16 protein-coding genes are annotated in these 16,130 nt (G+C 71.2%); 12 read left to right on the forward strand and 4 right to left on the reverse strand.

Going from position 1 to position 16,130, the window contains the following annotated elements:
* Positions 1–7: 7 nt before the first annotated feature.
* Positions 8–868, reverse strand: coding sequence for a tetratricopeptide repeat protein (locus tag K311_RS0102775; RefSeq protein WP_026816057.1), 861 nt, complete (start codon positions 866–868; stop codon positions 8–10).
* A 135-nt stretch (positions 869–1,003) separates the two neighbouring features.
* Between K311_RS0102775 and K311_RS0102780 the strand changes: the two genes are divergently transcribed.
* The gene (locus K311_RS0102780) at positions 1,004–1,423 is read left to right on the forward strand and encodes a hypothetical protein (protein ID WP_026816058.1); all 420 of its coding nucleotides are present in this window, start codon (positions 1,004–1,006) and stop codon (positions 1,421–1,423) included.
* Positions 1,424–1,512: 89 nt separating this feature from the next.
* Here K311_RS0102780 and K311_RS0102785 read toward each other — a convergent pair whose 3' ends face one another.
* Positions 1,513–1,818: a DUF1244 domain-containing protein gene (locus tag K311_RS0102785; protein WP_026816059.1), complete on the reverse strand. Its 306-nt coding sequence runs from the start codon at positions 1,816–1,818 to the stop codon at positions 1,513–1,515.
* A 39-nt stretch (positions 1,819–1,857) separates the two neighbouring features.
* On the opposite strand from K311_RS0102785, the gene folD reads away from it, so the two are divergent.
* The 9 genes from folD (at position 1,858) to K311_RS14970 (ending at position 11,161) form a co-directional block, all read left to right on the forward strand.
* Entirely contained in the window at positions 1,858–2,733 is an 876-nt protein-coding gene (gene folD, locus K311_RS0102790) for a bifunctional methylenetetrahydrofolate dehydrogenase/methenyltetrahydrofolate cyclohydrolase FolD (RefSeq protein WP_026816060.1), read from the forward strand.
* Positions 2,734–2,809: 76 nt separating this feature from the next.
* On the forward strand, positions 2,810–3,664 hold the full coding sequence (locus K311_RS0102795; RefSeq protein ID WP_026816061.1) for a TRAP transporter TatT component family protein: 855 nt from the start codon (positions 2,810–2,812) through the stop codon (positions 3,662–3,664).
* Positions 3,665–3,674: 10 nt separating this feature from the next.
* Entirely contained in the window at positions 3,675–4,679 is a 1,005-nt protein-coding gene (dctP, locus tag K311_RS14960) for a TRAP transporter substrate-binding protein DctP (RefSeq protein WP_051239401.1), read from the forward strand.
* The gene (locus K311_RS14965) at positions 4,679–5,185 is read left to right on the forward strand and encodes a TRAP transporter small permease (RefSeq protein ID WP_051239402.1); all 507 of its coding nucleotides are present in this window, start codon (positions 4,679–4,681) and stop codon (positions 5,183–5,185) included. The genes dctP and K311_RS14965 overlap by 1 nt, the downstream gene beginning before the upstream one ends.
* Positions 5,182–6,480, forward strand: a complete 1,299-nt coding sequence (locus K311_RS0102810) for a TRAP transporter large permease (RefSeq protein WP_043798444.1) — start codon at positions 5,182–5,184, stop codon at positions 6,478–6,480. The genes K311_RS14965 and K311_RS0102810 overlap by 4 nt, the downstream gene beginning before the upstream one ends.
* 178 nt (positions 6,481–6,658) lie before the next feature.
* Positions 6,659–8,116, forward strand: a complete 1,458-nt coding sequence (guaB, locus tag K311_RS0102815) for an IMP dehydrogenase (RefSeq protein ID WP_026816063.1) — start codon at positions 6,659–6,661, stop codon at positions 8,114–8,116.
* Positions 8,117–8,258: 142 nt separating this feature from the next.
* Positions 8,259–9,830 carry a glutamine-hydrolyzing GMP synthase gene (gene guaA, locus K311_RS0102820; protein WP_026816064.1) on the forward strand — a complete coding sequence of 524 codons (1,572 nt, stop codon included), beginning with the start codon at positions 8,259–8,261 and terminating at the stop codon, positions 9,828–9,830.
* 151 nt (positions 9,831–9,981) lie between these two features.
* Positions 9,982–10,464, forward strand: coding sequence for a tRNA adenosine(34) deaminase TadA (gene tadA / locus K311_RS0102825; RefSeq protein ID WP_026816065.1), 483 nt, complete (start codon positions 9,982–9,984; stop codon positions 10,462–10,464).
* A 37-nt stretch (positions 10,465–10,501) separates the two neighbouring features.
* Positions 10,502–11,161: a DUF922 domain-containing protein gene (locus K311_RS14970; RefSeq protein WP_161627287.1), complete on the forward strand. Its 660-nt coding sequence runs from the start codon at positions 10,502–10,504 to the stop codon at positions 11,159–11,161.
* A gap of 6 nt (positions 11,162–11,167) precedes the next feature.
* Here the strand turns inward: K311_RS14970 and K311_RS0102835 are convergent, their stop codons facing one another.
* Positions 11,168–11,629, reverse strand: coding sequence for a DUF2721 domain-containing protein (locus K311_RS0102835; protein ID WP_051239403.1), 462 nt, complete (start codon positions 11,627–11,629; stop codon positions 11,168–11,170).
* A gap of 75 nt (positions 11,630–11,704) precedes the next feature.
* On the opposite strand from K311_RS0102835, the gene orn reads away from it, so the two are divergent.
* A complete protein-coding gene (gene orn / locus K311_RS0102840) occupies positions 11,705–12,259 on the forward strand; it encodes an oligoribonuclease (protein WP_026816067.1) in 555 nt (184 codons plus the stop codon).
* Positions 12,260–12,264: 5 nt separating this feature from the next.
* Positions 12,265–15,225 (forward strand): ligand-binding sensor domain-containing diguanylate cyclase, encoded by a 2,961-nt coding sequence (locus K311_RS0102845; RefSeq protein ID WP_051239404.1) that lies wholly within the window; start codon positions 12,265–12,267, stop codon positions 15,223–15,225.
* A gap of 54 nt (positions 15,226–15,279) precedes the next feature.
* Here K311_RS0102845 and K311_RS14975 read toward each other — a convergent pair whose 3' ends face one another.
* Positions 15,280–16,125 (reverse strand): mechanosensitive ion channel family protein, encoded by an 846-nt coding sequence (locus K311_RS14975; protein ID WP_051239405.1) that lies wholly within the window; start codon positions 16,123–16,125, stop codon positions 15,280–15,282.
* Between the last annotated feature and the right edge of the window lie 5 nt (positions 16,126–16,130).

The following is a 16,130-nucleotide window of genomic DNA, read 5'->3' on the forward strand; positions in this document are numbered from 1 at the left end:
CGCGCCCTTACTCGAGCTGCGCCTTCGCGTAGTCGGCGTCGAGTTTCTCCATCGCGTCGCGCGGCTCGAGCCTGCCTGCTTTCTCGAACGCGGCGGCGGCATCGTCCTCGCGCTTGTCGCCGTGCAGCAGCAACAGCACGTTGGCCTGCTCCACATGCGCGATCGGCGACGCGGGCGTCAGCTTCAGCGCCTGCGCGATGTGCTTCTCCGCTTCCGCCGTCTTGGCGCCGTAGGTCATGCCGCCGATCAGGCCGCCGACCTTGGCGATGATCTCGGCGTGGTAGACGGCGAGCGCGGTGTGCGCTTCGGCGTGTTTCGGTGCCAGCTCCAGGGTCCGGTCCAGGGCCTTGCGCACCTTCGTCGCCAGCCCGAGCTTGAGCGCCTTGGCGATGCTGATGCCCTGGCTGTAGCGGCCGAGCGCGAAGGCCAGGCGATAGTGGCTGTTGGCCTCGCCGGGCAGGGCGGCGACCGCGGCTTCCGCCAGTTCGCCCGCCTGCTGGTAGCGGGCCAGCTGTTCGTCCGCGTCGTCGACCAAGTACGTGGCGTGGATGCCGATCGCCCGGGTCGCGACCGAGGCCCCCACGGGGCCCAGCGCAGCGCCGGCCTCGAAGGCCTGCTGGAAGTCGCCGCGGTGGAAGGCGCGCCAGGCGTCCTGCAGCGATTCCGCCAGCGCGTCCGCATCGATTCCTTTCGGTGCCGCCTTGCCGGCCGCCTTCAGCAGCGCGGCCGCCCGCTTCGCATCCGGGAAGGGTTCGCAGTCCCCGGCGTGCAGGCCCGGCCAGGCCTTCTTCAGCTTGTCGCCGGCGAACTCGAACGGCTTCTGGTCGTGCGGAAACTTAGCCCAGGCGGACTTCTTCTTCGTGGCCATGCTCGCCTCTCCCTGTTCGCGGCGAGCATCCCGCAGCCGCCGCGCGACGCGCAAGCACGCCCTAGTGTGAATGCTCTGAGGCGCGCCGACAGACTCGCTGGCGTCAGGCCAATCGGCCAACCCTGGAGGTGCGTCATGTCCCGCAAGCCCCGCCGTACTCCGTCCCGCAAGCCCGCGCCGGTCGCGGTCCCGCTGAATCCCCGCACGCTGCTGCTCGCCGGCCTCGGCGCCGCCGCGCTGGGCCGCAGCAAGGCGAAGGCGACCGTGCAGGCGATCGGCGACAACGCCGCCGACCTGCGTGGCCGCGCCGACGACATCGCCCGCGAGGCCGGCGTCCGCGTCGCCCGCCTGCAGGCGCAGGCACAGAAGCGGCTGGCGCCGGTACGCGCGCAGGTCGAGGCCTTCGCCATGCTCGCCGGGAAGGAATTCGAGACCCGCTTCTCGCCGGTGCTGGTCAAGCTCGGCCTCGCCGAGGCGCCGCGCAAGCCGGCGCCGTCCAGGCGCGCCAAGGCCACCGCTCCGCGCACCGCCGGCGCTCGCAAGCGCCGCGCCTGAGCCCGGAAGGCGCCGCCGGCCGGCGCCCCGGGCGCGCCCGCATCCCGTCAGGTGGACGCTTCGCCCCGGCCCGTCCGGGGCGCTTCTTTTCAGCCGTGCGCCTTCTGCGCGGCGGCGAAGGCGGCGAGCTGTTCCGGCGTCGCCTCGCGCTGGTGCTTCGCCTGCCAGTCCGCATAGGGTTCGCCGTAGACCCATTCGCGGGCCAGGGCCCTGTCGATCGGCGTGCCGGCTTCTCCGGCGGCGTCCTGCAGCCAGTTCGCCAGGCAGTTGCGGCAGAAGCCGGCGAGGATCATCAGGTCGATGTTCTGCACGTCGCTGCGCTGGCGCAGATGCGCGAGCAGGCGGCGGAACGCGGCGGCTTCGAGGGCGGTGGTGTCTTGCGGGAGCGGATTCATGGCTGGCGGGGAAGGGAAGGGTTCGCGGATAATCGCAGCATGACCGCACGCCTGCTCGACGGCAAAGGCATCGCCGAATCCCTGCTCGACCACCTCGCGGCACGCGTGCGCGCCCGCGTCGCCGCCGGCCTGTCGGCGCCGGGCCTGGCGGTCGTGCTGGTCGGCGACGACCCCGCGTCGGCGGTGTATGTGCGGAACAAGCGCCGCGCCGCCGCGAAGGTCGGCATCCGCGCGGTCGACTACGACCTGCCGGCCGACACCGGCGACGCCGAACTCGCCGCGCTGATCGACCGCCTCAATGCCGATCCGGACATCCACGGCATCCTGCTGCAGCTGCCGCTGCCGGGCGGGCGCGACGCCAGTTGCCTCATCCACCGCATCGACCCGCGCAAGGACGTCGACGGCTTCCACCCGCAGAACGTCGGCAACCTCGCGCTGCGCCAGTTCGGACTGCGGCCGTGCACCTCGCGCGGCATCACCACGCTGCTGGGCTGGACCGACCGTCCCGTGCGCGGCGCCAGTGCCACGGTGGTCGGCGTCAGCAACCACGTCGGCCGGCCGACGATCTTCGAACTGATGATCGCCGGCTGCACCGTGACCGCCTGCCACCGCTTCACGCCGCGGGCCGAACTCGAGCGCCATGTCGGCGAAGCCGACATCCTCGTCGTCGCGGTCGGCCGTCCCGGCCTCGTACCCGGTGAATGGGTGAAGCCCGGGGCCGTCGTCATCGACGTCGGCATCAACCGGCTCGACGACGGCCGCCTGGTCGGTGACGTCGGCTTCGCGGCGGCCGCGCAGCGGGCGTCGTGGATCACCCCGGTTCCCGGCGGTGTCGGTCCGATGACGGTGGCGACGCTGATGCAGAACACGATCGAGGCCGCGGAGGCCTTCGATGCGCGCCCCGACGCGCGCTGACCGTCTCCCGGATCCGCAGCGCGGCCCGCTGGCCGCGGTTCCGGCGCGCCGCGCCTTGCGGGCTCCGCTTCTGCGCTTGGCGGCGCTGCTGGCCGCGGCGGCGCTGCTCGCCGGCTGCGCCTCGCTGGTCGGCCGCGCCGGTGATCGCCTCGCCGGCCGGCTCGGCACCGTGATCCTCGCCAGCGACGACCCGGCGACCGTGCGCGACGCGTTGCCGGCCTACCTGCTGCTGCTCGACGCGATGCTGATCGAAGGCGACGGCGACGATGCCGGCCGCAGCGGCCTGCTGTTCGCCGCCGCCGAACTCAACGGCGCCTATGCCGGCAACTTCACCGGCGACGACCGCGAACGCGCCCGCCGGCTCGCCGGCAAGGCCTTCGCCTACGCCCGCCGCGGCGTCTGCACGACGGCGGCGACGCTGTGCGCACGCATCGACGGCGACGTCGACGGTTTCGCGCAGGCGGTCGCCGACGCGCCGCCCGCGCAGGCGCCGGCGATGTACGCGCTGGCCGCCGCCTGGGCCGGCCAGCTGCAGGCCAACAGCGACGACTGGGGCGCGATCGCCGACCTGCCGAAGGTGCAGGCCCTGCTCGAGCGGGTCGTCGCGATCGACCCGGGCCACGCCCGCGGCATGGCCCGCGTCTACCTCGGCGTGCTCGATTCGCTGCGCCCGGAAGCCGTCGGTGGCCGCCCGGAGCGCGGCCGGGCGCATTTCGAGGCGGCGATCGCCCAGAGCGGCGGCCGCAACCTGTACGCGAGCACGCTGTTCGCGGAGTACTACGCCCGCCTGGTGTTCGACCGCGAGCTGCACGATCGCCTGCTGCGCGAGGTGCTGGCCGCCGACCCGCATGCCGACGGCTACACGCTGACCAATGTGCTCGCGCAGCAGCGGGCGCGTACGCTGCTCGCCAGTGGCGACGACTATTTCTGAGGATCCTGCGATGCGCCTGCCGAGCCGATGCCTCGCCCTGTTGCTGCTGCTGGCCGCGGCCATGCCCGCCTGGGCGCAGACGCAGATCAAGATCGCCACGCTCGCGCCCGACGGCTCGTCGTGGATGCGCGAACTGCGCGTTGCCGCCGCCGAGGTCGAGGCCGGCACCGGCGGCCGCGTGCAGGTGAAGTTCTATCCCGGCGGGGTGATGGGCACCGACGCCGTCGTACTGCGCAAGATGCGCCTGGGCCAGTTGCAGGGTGGGGTGCTGACCGGCAGCGAGCTGTCGCTGGTGTATCCGGACGCGCCGGCCTACAGCCTGCCGTTCCTCTTCTCCGGCTGGGACGAGGTCGCGCGCGTGCGCGAATCCGTCGATCCGCTGCTGGCCGCGGGTTTCGAGGAGCGCGGCATCCACATGCTCGGCGCCACCGGCGTCGGTTTCGCCTACTTCCTGGGCACGAAGCCGATGGCCGACGCCGCCGCCTGGCGCGGCCTGAAGCTGTGGATCCCGACCAACGACGAAATCGCCCGGCGGGTGTTCGAGATCGCCGGCGTCGGCACCATTCCGCTGCCGATCGGCGACGTGTTCACCAGCCTGCAGACCGGGATGATCGACACCGTCGCGAACACCCCCGCCGGCACCGTCGCCCTGCAGTGGCACGGCAAGGTGCGGCACATGGTCGACCTGCCGCTGACTTATGTCGTCGCCTACCTGGTGCTCGACCAGCGCGCCTGGGAGCGGCTCTCCGCCGGGGACCAGGCGGTGTTGGCGCGCGCCTTCGCCGCGGCCGCCGCGCGCATGGACGCCAACGCCCGCCGCGACGACGAGGCCGCACTGGCGGCGATGCAGCGCCAGGGCCTGCAGGTGAGTCCGCCGGATCCGGCCGAGGCCGCACGCTGGCGCCGCTTCGGCGAGCAGGTGCAGCGCGACATGGAAGCCGACGGTTCCCTGTCGCCGGCGATCCTGGCGGCGATCCGCGCCGCCCGCGGCACGCCGGCGCCCGCGGCGAACTGATGCGACGGCGCTGGCTGCAGGGCCTGCACCGCGCCGAGGACGCGCTGCTCGCGGGCCTGCTGGCGGCGTTGCTGCTGCTCGCGGTGGCGCAGATCGGCCTGCGCGTGTTGTTCGACGCCGGCCTCGACTGGGCCGAGCCGGTCAGCCGCACCGGTGTGCTCTGGCTGGCCCTGTTCGGCGCGCTCGGCGCGACCCGTGAACGCCGGCAGATCGCGGTCGACGCGCTGCCGCGGCTGCTCGCCGCCGGCCCGCGCCGGCTGCTCTGGGTGGTCGCGCAGGCCGTGGCCGCGGCGGTGTCGGCGGCGTTGGCCTGGTTCGGGCTCGGGATGGTGCTGCTGGAGCGCGAGGCGCCGGTGCCCTTCGTCGCCGGCATCCCGAGCTGGGTGCCGATGCTGGCGGTGCCGGCGGGATTCGCGCTGATGGCGCTGCGCTTCGCGATCGCGGCGACGCTGCCGCCGCCCGAGCCCGACGTGGCCTCCGCAAGCGGCGCGGAGGCGGGCCGATGAACGATGGCCTGATCCTCGGCCTCGTGCTGATCCTGCTGCTGGCGGCCTGTGGGCTGCCCTTGTTCGCGGTGCTGGCGGCGGTGGCGATCCTCGGATTCCATCTGGCCGGCTACGACCTGATCGTGGTCGCGGTCGAGTTCTACCGGCTCGCGGACATGCCGGGCCTGGTCGCGATCCCGCTGTTCACCCTGGCCGGCTACGTGCTCGGCGAAAGCGGGGCGCCGCGGCGGCTGGTTCGCCTGTCCGAAGCGCTGCTCGGCTGGTTGCCGGGCGGGCTGGCGATCGTCGCGCTGGTGGCCTGCGCCTTCTTCACCGCCTTCACCGGCGCTTCCGGCATGACGATCGTGGCGATCGGCGCGCTGCTCTATCCGGCGCTGCGCGAGGCCGGCTACCCGCAGAATTACAGCCTCGGCCTGGTCACCTCCTCGGGCAGCCTCGGCCTGCTGTTCGCGCCGTCGCTGCCGCTGATCCTCTACGGCTTCGTCGCCGGCCAGCTGCAGACCGAGCAACCGGTGACGATCGAGGCGCTGTTCCTGGCCGGCATCGTGCCCGGCCTGCTGATGGTCGCGGTCCTGTCCGGGCATGCGATGTGGGTCGGGCGGCGGCTGCCGCGGCCGGTGCGCAAGACCGGGAAGGGGGACCTGCGGGCCGCCTTGCGCGACGCCGGCTGGGAGCTGCCGCTGCCGGTGCTGGTGCTGGGAGGCATCTATTCCGGACTGTTCACCGCCAGCGAGACGGCGGCTGTGACGGCACTTTATGTTCTCGTCGTAACCGTCGGAATAAAAAAAGAAATCACCCTCGGCAAGCTGCCCGCCGTGATAGCGGAAGCCGGACGCATGGTCGGCGCGGTGCTGCTGATCCTCGGCCTCGCGATGGCGATGTCGAACTGGCTCGTGGACCAGGAGGTGCCGGCGCGCCTGTTCGAACTGAGCCGCGGATGGATCCACTCGCCGCTGGCCTTCCTGCTGGCGCTCAACGTGCTGCTGCTGTTCGCCGGCATGCTGATGGACATCTTCTCGGCGATCGTGATCCTGACCCCGCTGCTGCTGCCTGTCGCGGTCGGCTACGGCGTGCACCCGGTGCATTTCGGCATCGTGATGCTGGCCAACCTGCAGATCGGCTATTTCACTCCGCCGGTGGGCATGGACCTGTTCATCGCCTCCTACCGCTTCGGCATCGGTCTGCCGACCCTCGTGCGTGCCTGCCTGCCGTTCTTCCTGCTGGTGGGACTGTGCGTGCTGCTGATCACCTGGTGGCCGGCGCTTTCTCTCGGGGTCGGATCCCTCCCGGGCTGAGCACGAAGTCGAATCGCGAGCCGGAGAGGGCTCCGACCCCGGTTGTATACGCTGGGTCGGGAACAACCGGGGTCAGAGCCCTTTTCCCGCCGACTCGCATTCCGATCGGAAAGTTCGCAAGGGGAAAAGGGCTCCGACCCCTTTATAATGGCGCGCTTCCCCGCACCCGGAGCCGCCCATGCTGCGCATCCAGGCCGAAGCGCTGACGTTCGACGACGTCTCCCTCGTCCCCGCCCACTCGACCGTCCTGCCGAAGGACGTCAGCCTGTCCACCCGGCTCACCCGCGGCATCCGCCTGAACCTGCCGATCGTCTCCGCGGCGATGGACACGGTGACCGAAGCCCGCCTCGCGATCGCGATGGCCCAGCTCGGCGGCATCGGCATCATCCACAAGAACATGAGCGTCGAGCGGCAGGCCGCCGAAGTCCAGCAGGTCAAGAACTTCGAGGCCGGCGTGATCCGCGAACCGTTCACCGTCGGTCCGCAGACGACGATCGGCGAAGTCCTGCGCCTGACCCGCGCCCGCAACATCTCCGGCGTGCCGGTGGTCGACGGCGGCCAGCTCGTCGGCATCGTCACCAGCCGCGACATGCGCTTCGAGAAGAAGCTCGACGACCCGGTCAAGAACATCATGACCCGCAAGGAGAAGCTGGTCACGGTGCGCGAGGGCGCCAGCGACGACGAAGTCCTGCAGCTGATGCACAAGCACCGCATCGAGAAGGTGCTCGTGGTCGACGACGGCTTCGCGCTGCGCGGCCTGATCACCGTCAAGGACATCCAGAAGGCGCGCGACAACCCGAACGCCGCCAAGGACGTCGACGAGCAGCTGCTGGTCGGCGCCGCGGTCGGCGTCGGCGGCGACACCGAGGCGCGCATCGAGGCGCTGGCGGCGGCCGGCGTCGACGTGGTCGTCGTCGACACCGCGCACGGCCACTCGCAGGGCGTGATCGAGCGCGTCGCCTGGGTCAAGAAGACGTATCCGAAGCTGCAGGTGATCGGCGGCAACATCGTCACCGGCGACGCCGCGCTCGCGCTGATGGATGCCGGCGCCGATGCGGTGAAGGTCGGCGTCGGTCCCGGCTCGATCTGCACCACCCGCATCGTCGCCGGCGTCGGCGTGCCGCAGATCACCGCGATCGGCATGGTCGCCGAGGCGCTGCAGGACCGCATCCCGCTGATCGCCGACGGCGGCATCCGTTACTCGGGCGACATCGCCAAGGCGCTGGTCGCCGGCGCCAGCGCGATCATGATCGGCGGCCTGTTCGCCGGTACCGAGGAGAGCCCCGGCGAGACCGAATTGTTCCAGGGCCGCAGTTACAAGAGCTACCGCGGCATGGGCTCGGTGGGCGCGATGGAGCAGGGCAGCAAGGACCGTTATTTCCAGGACGCGTCCGACGCCGACAAGCTGGTACCGGAAGGCATCGAGGGCCGCGTGCCGTACCGCGGCTCCGTGCGCGGCATCGTCCACCAGCTCGCCGGCGGCGTGCGTGCCTCGATGGGTTACGTCGGCTGCGCGACGATCGACGAGATGCGCACCCGTCCGAGTTTCGTGCGCGTCACCAACGCCGGCACCCGCGAGGCGCACGTGCACGACGTGCAGATCACCAAGGAACCCCCGAACTATCGCGCCGGCTGAAGCCGGCGCGAAGAAATGATCGAGCGGCGAAGAAATGATCGAGAAGCGCAGAAATGAGAAATGAAGGCACGACTCGATTTCGACTCTTTCCGATGACGACTGGCCGCCTTCTTCGTTTTTCATTTCTCCAACCTCATTTCCCATGACCGCCGACATCCATTCCGACAAGATCCTCATCCTCGACTTCGGCGCGCAGTACACGCAGCTGATCGCCCGCCGCATCCGCGAGCTCGGGGTCTATTGCGAGATCTGGGCCTGGGACCATGACCCGGCCGAGATCGCCGCCTGGGGCGCGAAAGGCATCATCCTGTCCGGCGGGCCCGAGTCGACGACCGAAGCCGGTTCGCCGCGGGCCCCGCAGCAGGTGTTCGACGCCGGCGTGCCGATCCTCGGCATCTGCTACGGCATGCAGACGATGGCGGCGCAGCTCGGCGGCAGGGTCGAGGGCGGCCACCACCGCGAGTTCGGTTACGCCGAGGTCGAGGTGGTCGCGCAGTGCGGCCTGCTCGACGAACTGAAGGATCACGCCGGCAGCCCGCCGCGGCTGGACGTGTGGATGAGCCACGGCGACCGCGTCACCGCGCTGCCGGAGGGTTTCCGCGCCACCGCCCGCACCGCCAGCGTGGCGATCGTCGCGATGGCCGACGACGCCCGCCGCTGGTACGGCGTGCAGTTCCATCCCGAGGTCACGCACACGAAGTCGGGCGAGCAGCTGCTGCGCCGCTTCGCCGTCGACCTCTGCGGCTGCCGCACGCTGTGGACGCCGGCCAACATCATCGACGACCAGATCGCCCGGGTGCGCGAGCAGGTCGGCGACGACGAGGTGCTGCTGGGCCTGTCCGGCGGCGTCGATTCCTCGGTGGTCGCGGCGCTGCTGCACCGGGCGATCGGCGAGCGCCTGACCTGTGTGTTCGTCGACACCGGCCTGCTGCGCTGGCAGGAAGGCGACCAGGTGATGGCGATGTTCGCCGAGCACATGGGCGTGCGCGTCATCCGCGTCGATGCCGCCGAGCGTTATTTCGCAGCGCTGAAGGGCGTCGACGAGCCGGAGGCCAAGCGCAAGATCATCGGCCGCCTGTTCGTCGAGATCTTCGAGGAGGAGGCGGCGAAGCTGCGCAACGTGAAGTGGCTGGCGCAGGGCACGATCTATCCGGACGTGATCGAGTCGGCAGGCAGCAAGACCGGCAAGGCGCACGTGATCAAGAGTCACCACAACGTCGGCGGCCTGCCGGAGCACATGAAGCTCGGCCTGGTCGAGCCGCTGCGCGAGCTGTTCAAGGACGAGGTGCGGCGCATCGGCGTCGCCCTCGGCCTGCCGCGCGAGATGGTCTACCGGCACCCGTTCCCGGGCCCGGGCCTGGGCGTGCGCATCCTCGGCGAAGTGAAGGCCGAATACGCCGAACTGCTGGCGCGGGCCGATGCGATCTTCATCGACGAGCTGCGCCGGTCCGGCTGGTACGACAGGACCAGCCAGGCCTTCGCGGTCTTCCTGCCGGTGAAGTCGGTCGGCGTCGTCGGCGACGCGCGGGCCTACGAATGGGTGATCGCGCTGCGCGCGGTCGAGACGGTCGACTTCATGACCGCGCACTGGGCGCATCTTCCGTACGAGCTGCTGGGCACGGTCTCCAACCGCATCATCAACGAACTGCGTGGCGTCTCCCGCGTCGTCTACGACATCTCCGGCAAGCCGCCGGCGACGATCGAGTGGGAATGAGATGGCAGGAGGTAGGAGGTAGGAGGTAGGGCTGCACGCACCGCCTCCTCGCGCGAAGCGCGCGCGCTCCACTACCTCGTACCTCGTACCTCGTACGAACCACGAACCACGAACCACGAACGTGCGTTCCGATCCAGCACGAGCAACCGCAATGCCCGAACCCGACGACACCCACTGGATGCGCCACGCCCTGGACCTCGCCGACCGCGCCGAGCGTGAGGACGACGAGATTCCGGTGGGTGCGCTCGTGCTGGGGCCGGACGGCGCGCTGCTCGCCGAGGGCTGGAACCGCAACATCGCCGAGCACGATCCGAGCGCGCATGCCGAGATCGTCGCGCTGCGCCGCGCCGGCGCTGCGCTCGGCAACCACCGGCTGACCGGCTGCACGCTCTACGTCACGCTCGAACCGTGCGCGATGTGCGCGATGGCGATCGTGCACGCGCGGATCGCCCGCGTCGTCTTCGGCGCGCGCGATCCCAAGACCGGCGCCGCCGGCAGCGTGTTCGACCTGCTCGCCGATCCGCGCCACAATCACCGGGTCGCGGTAGAGGGAGGCGTGCTGGGTGACGAATGCGGTCGCCGGCTCACCGCGTACTTCCGCCGCAAGCGGGGCCGGTCCGAAACCAGGGAGTGAGGCGATGCGATCCGGGACACACGGCAGGGCACTGGTGGTGACACTGCTGTCCTTGGCCGGTGCCGCGGGAAGCCACGCGAACGAGGGCGACCCGCCGCGAACGCCGGTCACCGTCACCGAATCGGTCGAATACGTGCCGCTGCCGGCGCGAACCCTCGAACACGCGGTCGCCCTGATCCAGGGCAGCGAGCCGATGCCCGACGGCCGGCCCAAGCCCGAGTTCAATACCGAAGGCGCGCTCTCGCTGGGCTACAAGCTGACGCCGCTGGAACGCGGCGGCTGCCGGCTCGAGAACGTCGCGGTCGGCATCACGATCACCACCCGCATCCCGCGCTGGGCACCGCCGGAGAATGCCCGCGCCGACGTCCGCGAGCGGTGGGCGAAGGTCGACGAAGGCATGCACGCGCACGAACGCGGCCATCGCAACAACCTGGTGACGATGGCGGAGGACCTGCGGGACCGCCTGCTCGCCCTCGCCGCCGAACCGGCGCCCGACTGCGAAAGCCACGCCCGCGCGATCCTGCGCGCCCAGCTCGCCGCGCAGACCCGCCATCAGACCCGCGACCAGGCCTACGACCGGCTGACCCGTCACGGCCAGACCCAGACGCAGCTGCCACCGGCGGAACCGGCGACCCCGCACACCGACCTGCGTCGCCGTGGACGCGATCGCGACGGCGACGGCAAGCCCGACGCGTGAGCCCGTTCAGCGCTGCCGGCGCTTGAACTCGTTGTCGAGTTCCAGGTCGAAACTGCGCACCGACAGGCTGACCTCGGCGCCCAGGCTCAGGCTGGCGCCCAGCAGGCAGACGACGCCGACGATCGCCAGCCCGGTCGGCAGGTAGAACACGCGGAAGCCGGTCAGCGCGTCGATCGCCAGCATCAGGCTGGTGCCGACGAAGGCGCCGAGCGCGAGGTAGAGCATCAGGCAGGCGCGCAGCACCAGGTGGGCGCGGCGGCGATGGCGGCGGATCTGGTCTTCGACCTCGGACCGCAGCTGCGGGTTCTCCGGCACCGGCTGGGCGATGATCGAGCGCAGGCGGTCGACGACCCGGGCCAGGCGCGCATTCGCCGACACCAGCAGCGAGCCGGTCGCCGCCATCAGCAGGGCCGGCGCCAGCAGCGAGGTCAGGATCCGGTAGTGGTCGAGGGCTTCCAGCGGATTCATGCGGGGGACGGGCGGCGGGGTGGGGCGCGGGCGCTGAAGTATGATGCCGCCACCTTCCCGCGAACAGCCGCGCGCATGGCCGCCAACGAGCAGAACCTGATCTGGATCGACCTCGAGATGACCGGCCTCGATCCGGACGTCGACTCGGTCCTGGAGATCGCCACGCTGGTCACCGACAGCCAGCTGAACATCCTGGCCGAGGGTCCGGAGCTGGCGATCCGCCACCCGCTGGCACGGCTCGAAGCGATGGACGACTGGAACCGCCGCACGCACAGCCATTCCGGCCTGTGGGAACGGGTGCTCGCCAGCACGGTCGACATGGCCGCCGCCGAGGAACAGACGCTGGCCTTCCTGCGCGAATGGGTGCCGGCCGGCAAGTCGCCGATCTGCGGCAACTCGATCTGCCAGGACCGCCGCTTCCTGGTGCGGCACATGCCGCGGCTCGAGCAGTTCTTCCACTACCGCAACCTCGACGTGTCGACGCTGAAGGAACTGGCGCGGCGCTGGGCGCCGTCGGTGCTCGCGGGCGTGAACAAGGTCGGCGCGCATACCGCGCTGTCCGACATCCGCGAGTCGGTCAAGGAGCTGGCCTACTACCGCCGGCACATGGGCGGGCTGTCCGGGCTGTGACGACGATGCGGCGCCTGCTCACCGCCGTCGCCGGCCCGATCCGCCGCGCGGCACTGGCGGCGCTGCTGCTGGCACTGGCGCTGCCCGCGGCGGCGCTGCAGCAGAAGGCGCTGTCGACCTATTCCCGCGAGATCTGGACGACCCGCGACGGCCTGCCGCACAACCAGGTCAACAGCATCGCCCAGACCCGCGAGGGCTATCTGTGGTTCGCGACCTGGGAAGGCGTGGTCCGCTACAACGGCCAGGAATTCCGCAGTTTCGGCCGCCAGAACGTGCCCGAGATCCGCGACAACGGCATCCGCTCGGTGCGGGTGTCGCCGTCCGGGGCACTGGTGGTGGCGACCTCGCGCGGCGGCATCAGCGTGCTGCGCGGCGAGCAGTGGAGCCACGTGGGGACCGCCGACGGGCTCGGCCAGGACGAGCTGTCCGTGGCGATCGAGGACCACGCCGGCCGGCTGTGGGCGGCGACCGAGAGCCGTGGCGTCACCCGCCTGGCCGACGGCGTCGCCACCCATTTCCGCACCGGCCAGGGCCTGCCTTCGAACGACACCTTCGCGCTGATCGAAGACGGTGCCGGCGCGATCTGGGTCGCCACCGGCGGCGGCGTCGCCCGCATCGAGGGCGATCGCGTGCAGGCCTTCTCGACGACCGCCGGGCTTCCGGAAGGCTCGGCGTTCAGCCTCGCGATCGACGAGAACGGCGACCTCTATGTCGGCACCGAACGCGGCGTCTACGTCGGCCGCGGCGGCCGCTTCGCACCGCTGATGCCCGGCTTCCCGAAGGAGGCGATCCCGAGCCTGCAGGTCGACGCCGAGGGCAGCCTGTGGATCGGCACGGTGAACCGCGGCCTGATGCGCTACGGCGAGCGCGGCCTGGAATTCTTCGACGCCGCCACCGGCCTGCCGAACAACCGCGTCGCCTCGCTGTTCGCCGATCGCGAGGGCAGCCTGTGGGTCGGTACCAATGCCGGCCTGATGCGCTTCGCCGATACCCCGTTCATCACGATCGACAGCCACCACGGCCTGTCCGACGACTACGTGCGGGCGCTGCTCGAGGACGCCGACGGGGCGATCTGGATCGGCACCAGCCGCGGCCTCGACCGTTGGCAGGACGAGCAGGTGAGCCCGCACCCGGCGCTGTCCGGCGACGCCATCCTGAGCCTGGCCCGCGACGACGAGGGCCTCTGGGTCGGCACCTATTCCACGGGGCTCGTGCGCCTGCGCGGCGGCGCGGTGAGCGAGCGCCTCGACAGCGCCGGCGGCATCCTCCCGTCCAACCAGGTCCGGGCGGTGCTGCGCGCCGGCGACGGCGCCCTCTGGGCCGGCACCTCGCGTGGCCTGATGCGACGCGATGCCGACGGCGACCGCATCCTGCTGGAAGCCGACGGCCTGCCGCGCAACTTCGTACTGAGCCTGTTCGAGGCCCGCGACGGCGACATCTGGGTCGGCACCACCAACGGTGCCGCGCGCATCCGCGGCGGCGAGGTCGAAGCCTTCGACTTCAACGACCTCGAGCAGGCCCAGGACGTCTTCGGCATGCACGAGGATGAAGACGGCACCCTGTGGTTCGCGACCGACCGCGGCGTCATCCGTCTGCGCGGCGACGAGCGCCGCATCGTCGGCGCGGTGCACGGGCTGCCGGTGGACACGATCTTCCAGATCGTCGCGGACAGTTACGGCAACTTCTGGCTGAGTTCGAACGCGGGCGTGGTCTACGTGCGCCGGCAGGACATGGAAGCGGTCGCCGACGGCCGCCAGCCGCGACTGGATTACCAGCAGTTCGCCGAAGCCGACGGCATGGGCAGCGCCCAGTGCAACGGCGGCGCCGGTCCTGCCGCGCTGCGCGCCGCCGACGGCAGCATCTGGGTCGCGACCGCGCGTGGCGTCGCCGTCGTGCAGCCGGACGAACTGGCGCGCTACCAGCTGGCACCGCCGCCGGTGGTCATCGAGGGCCTGCGCGTCGACGACCAGAGCACCAGCGCCAACGGCGTGATCGTGCTGCCGCCGGGCACGCGCAAGCTCGAGCTCGACTACGTCAGCCTCAGCTACCGCACGCCGGAACAGATCCGCTACCGCTACCGGCTCGAAGGCTTCGACAACGGCTGGGTCGAGCGCAGCACGCGCCGCAACGCCCAATACACGAACCTGCCGCCGGGCCGCTACCGCTTCCAGGTCAGCGCCGCCCAGCGCGGCAGTGGCTGGAGCCCGGAGACGGCGACGGTCAACTTCGAGATCCAGCCGGAGTTCTGGCAGCAGCCGTGGTTCCTGCCGGCGGCGATCGGCGGCTCGATCGTGCTGCTGTACGGCTTCTACCGCCTGCGCGTGCGCCAGCTGACGACCCGCGAGGCGCAGCTCAGCCGGATCGTCGACGAGCGCACGCGCGCCCTCAGCGAGAAGAACACCGAACTCGAGCAGAAGAACGAGACGATCCGCCAGCAGAGCGAGATCTTCGAGCAGCTCTCGCGCACCGACGCGCTGACCGGCCTGCCGAACCGGCGCAGCATGGAACTGACGCTGGCGAAGGCGTTCGAGGAATCGCTGCTCGCCGACCGCCCGCTCAGCTTCGGCCTGCTCGACATCGACCATTTCAAGCGCATCAACGACGGCTTCTCGCACGACGTCGGCGACGAGGCCCTGCGCCGGGTCGCGGCGACGATGCGCGAGTCGGTCGGCGCCGCCCTCGTCGGCCGCTGGCGCGGCGACGAACGGGTCGCGCGCTGGGGTGGCGAGGAGTTCGCGCTGCTGTTCCCCGACACCGACCTCGACGCCGCGCGTCGCCAGGCCGAGGCACTGCGCGCCGCGATCGAGGCGATCGACTGCAGCGACTTCGCCCCGGGCCTGAGGATCACCGCCAGCATCGGCCTCGCCACCCGCATCGACCAGGCGCACCACGAGCGCCTCGTCAACGAAGCCGATCACCGCCTCTACGACGCCAAACACTCCGGCAGGAATCGGGTCTGCGGCTGATGGGTTCGCGGCGTGGGTCGGCGGTGACCATCGCGCCGGATGCCGGATCGCCGGTCAATCGTTCGGCGCCACCGGCGCCAGGACGGCGACTTCGCGGCGCGGGAGGGCGAGGGGGATGTGCTCGCGGTCGAAGGTGTCGCGAATGGCCTGGAGCAGCGCGCTGCGCGCCGCCCCGTGGTCGGGCGTCGCCACCCACGCGTAGAGGTTCACCGTGACCGCCGCCTCGCCGAGGGCGCCGACGGTGACGTCCGACGCGGGCGTCGCCAGCACCCGCGGCTCGTCGCCGGCGATCGCCAGCAGCAGGCTGCGCACGCGGCCGAGGTCCTGGTCGTAGCCGATGTTCAGGGCGATGTCGATGCGCCGCTGCGGCCGCGCCGTGTAGTTCACGATCGGCGCGGTGGTGATCTGGCTGTTGGGCAGGATCAGCTCGTGACCCTGGGCGGTGCGCAGCCGGGTCTGGAAGATGCGCACGTGCTCGACGGTGCCTTCCTGGCCGGCGATCGATACCGCGTCGCCGGCACGGAACGGACGCAGCACGATCAGCATCACCCCCGAGGCGATGTTCGACAGCGAGTCCTTCAGCGCCAGGCCGATCGCCAGGCCGGCGGCGCCGAGCACCGCCAGCAGCGAGGTCGTCGGCACGCCGAGCGCGTCGAGCGCCGCGACCAGGACGACGACCAGGCCGATCGCGTTCGCCAGGCCGGCGAGGAAGCCGCGCAGGATCGGCTCGACCGCGAGGCGTTCGAGCAGCCGCACCAGCGCGCCGGCAAGCCGCTTGGACAACCACCAGCCGCCGCCGGCGATCGCCAGCGCGACGCCGACCCGCAGCAGCCATTCGGTCCAGCGTTCCGCGGTCAGCAGGTCGGCGGCGCGGACGGACGCCAGCAGGGTGTCGAACATCGGCG

The organism is Arenimonas composti TR7-09 = DSM 18010, assembly GCF_000426365.1.
Taxonomy (GTDB): domain Bacteria; phylum Pseudomonadota; class Gammaproteobacteria; order Xanthomonadales; family Xanthomonadaceae; genus Arenimonas; species Arenimonas composti.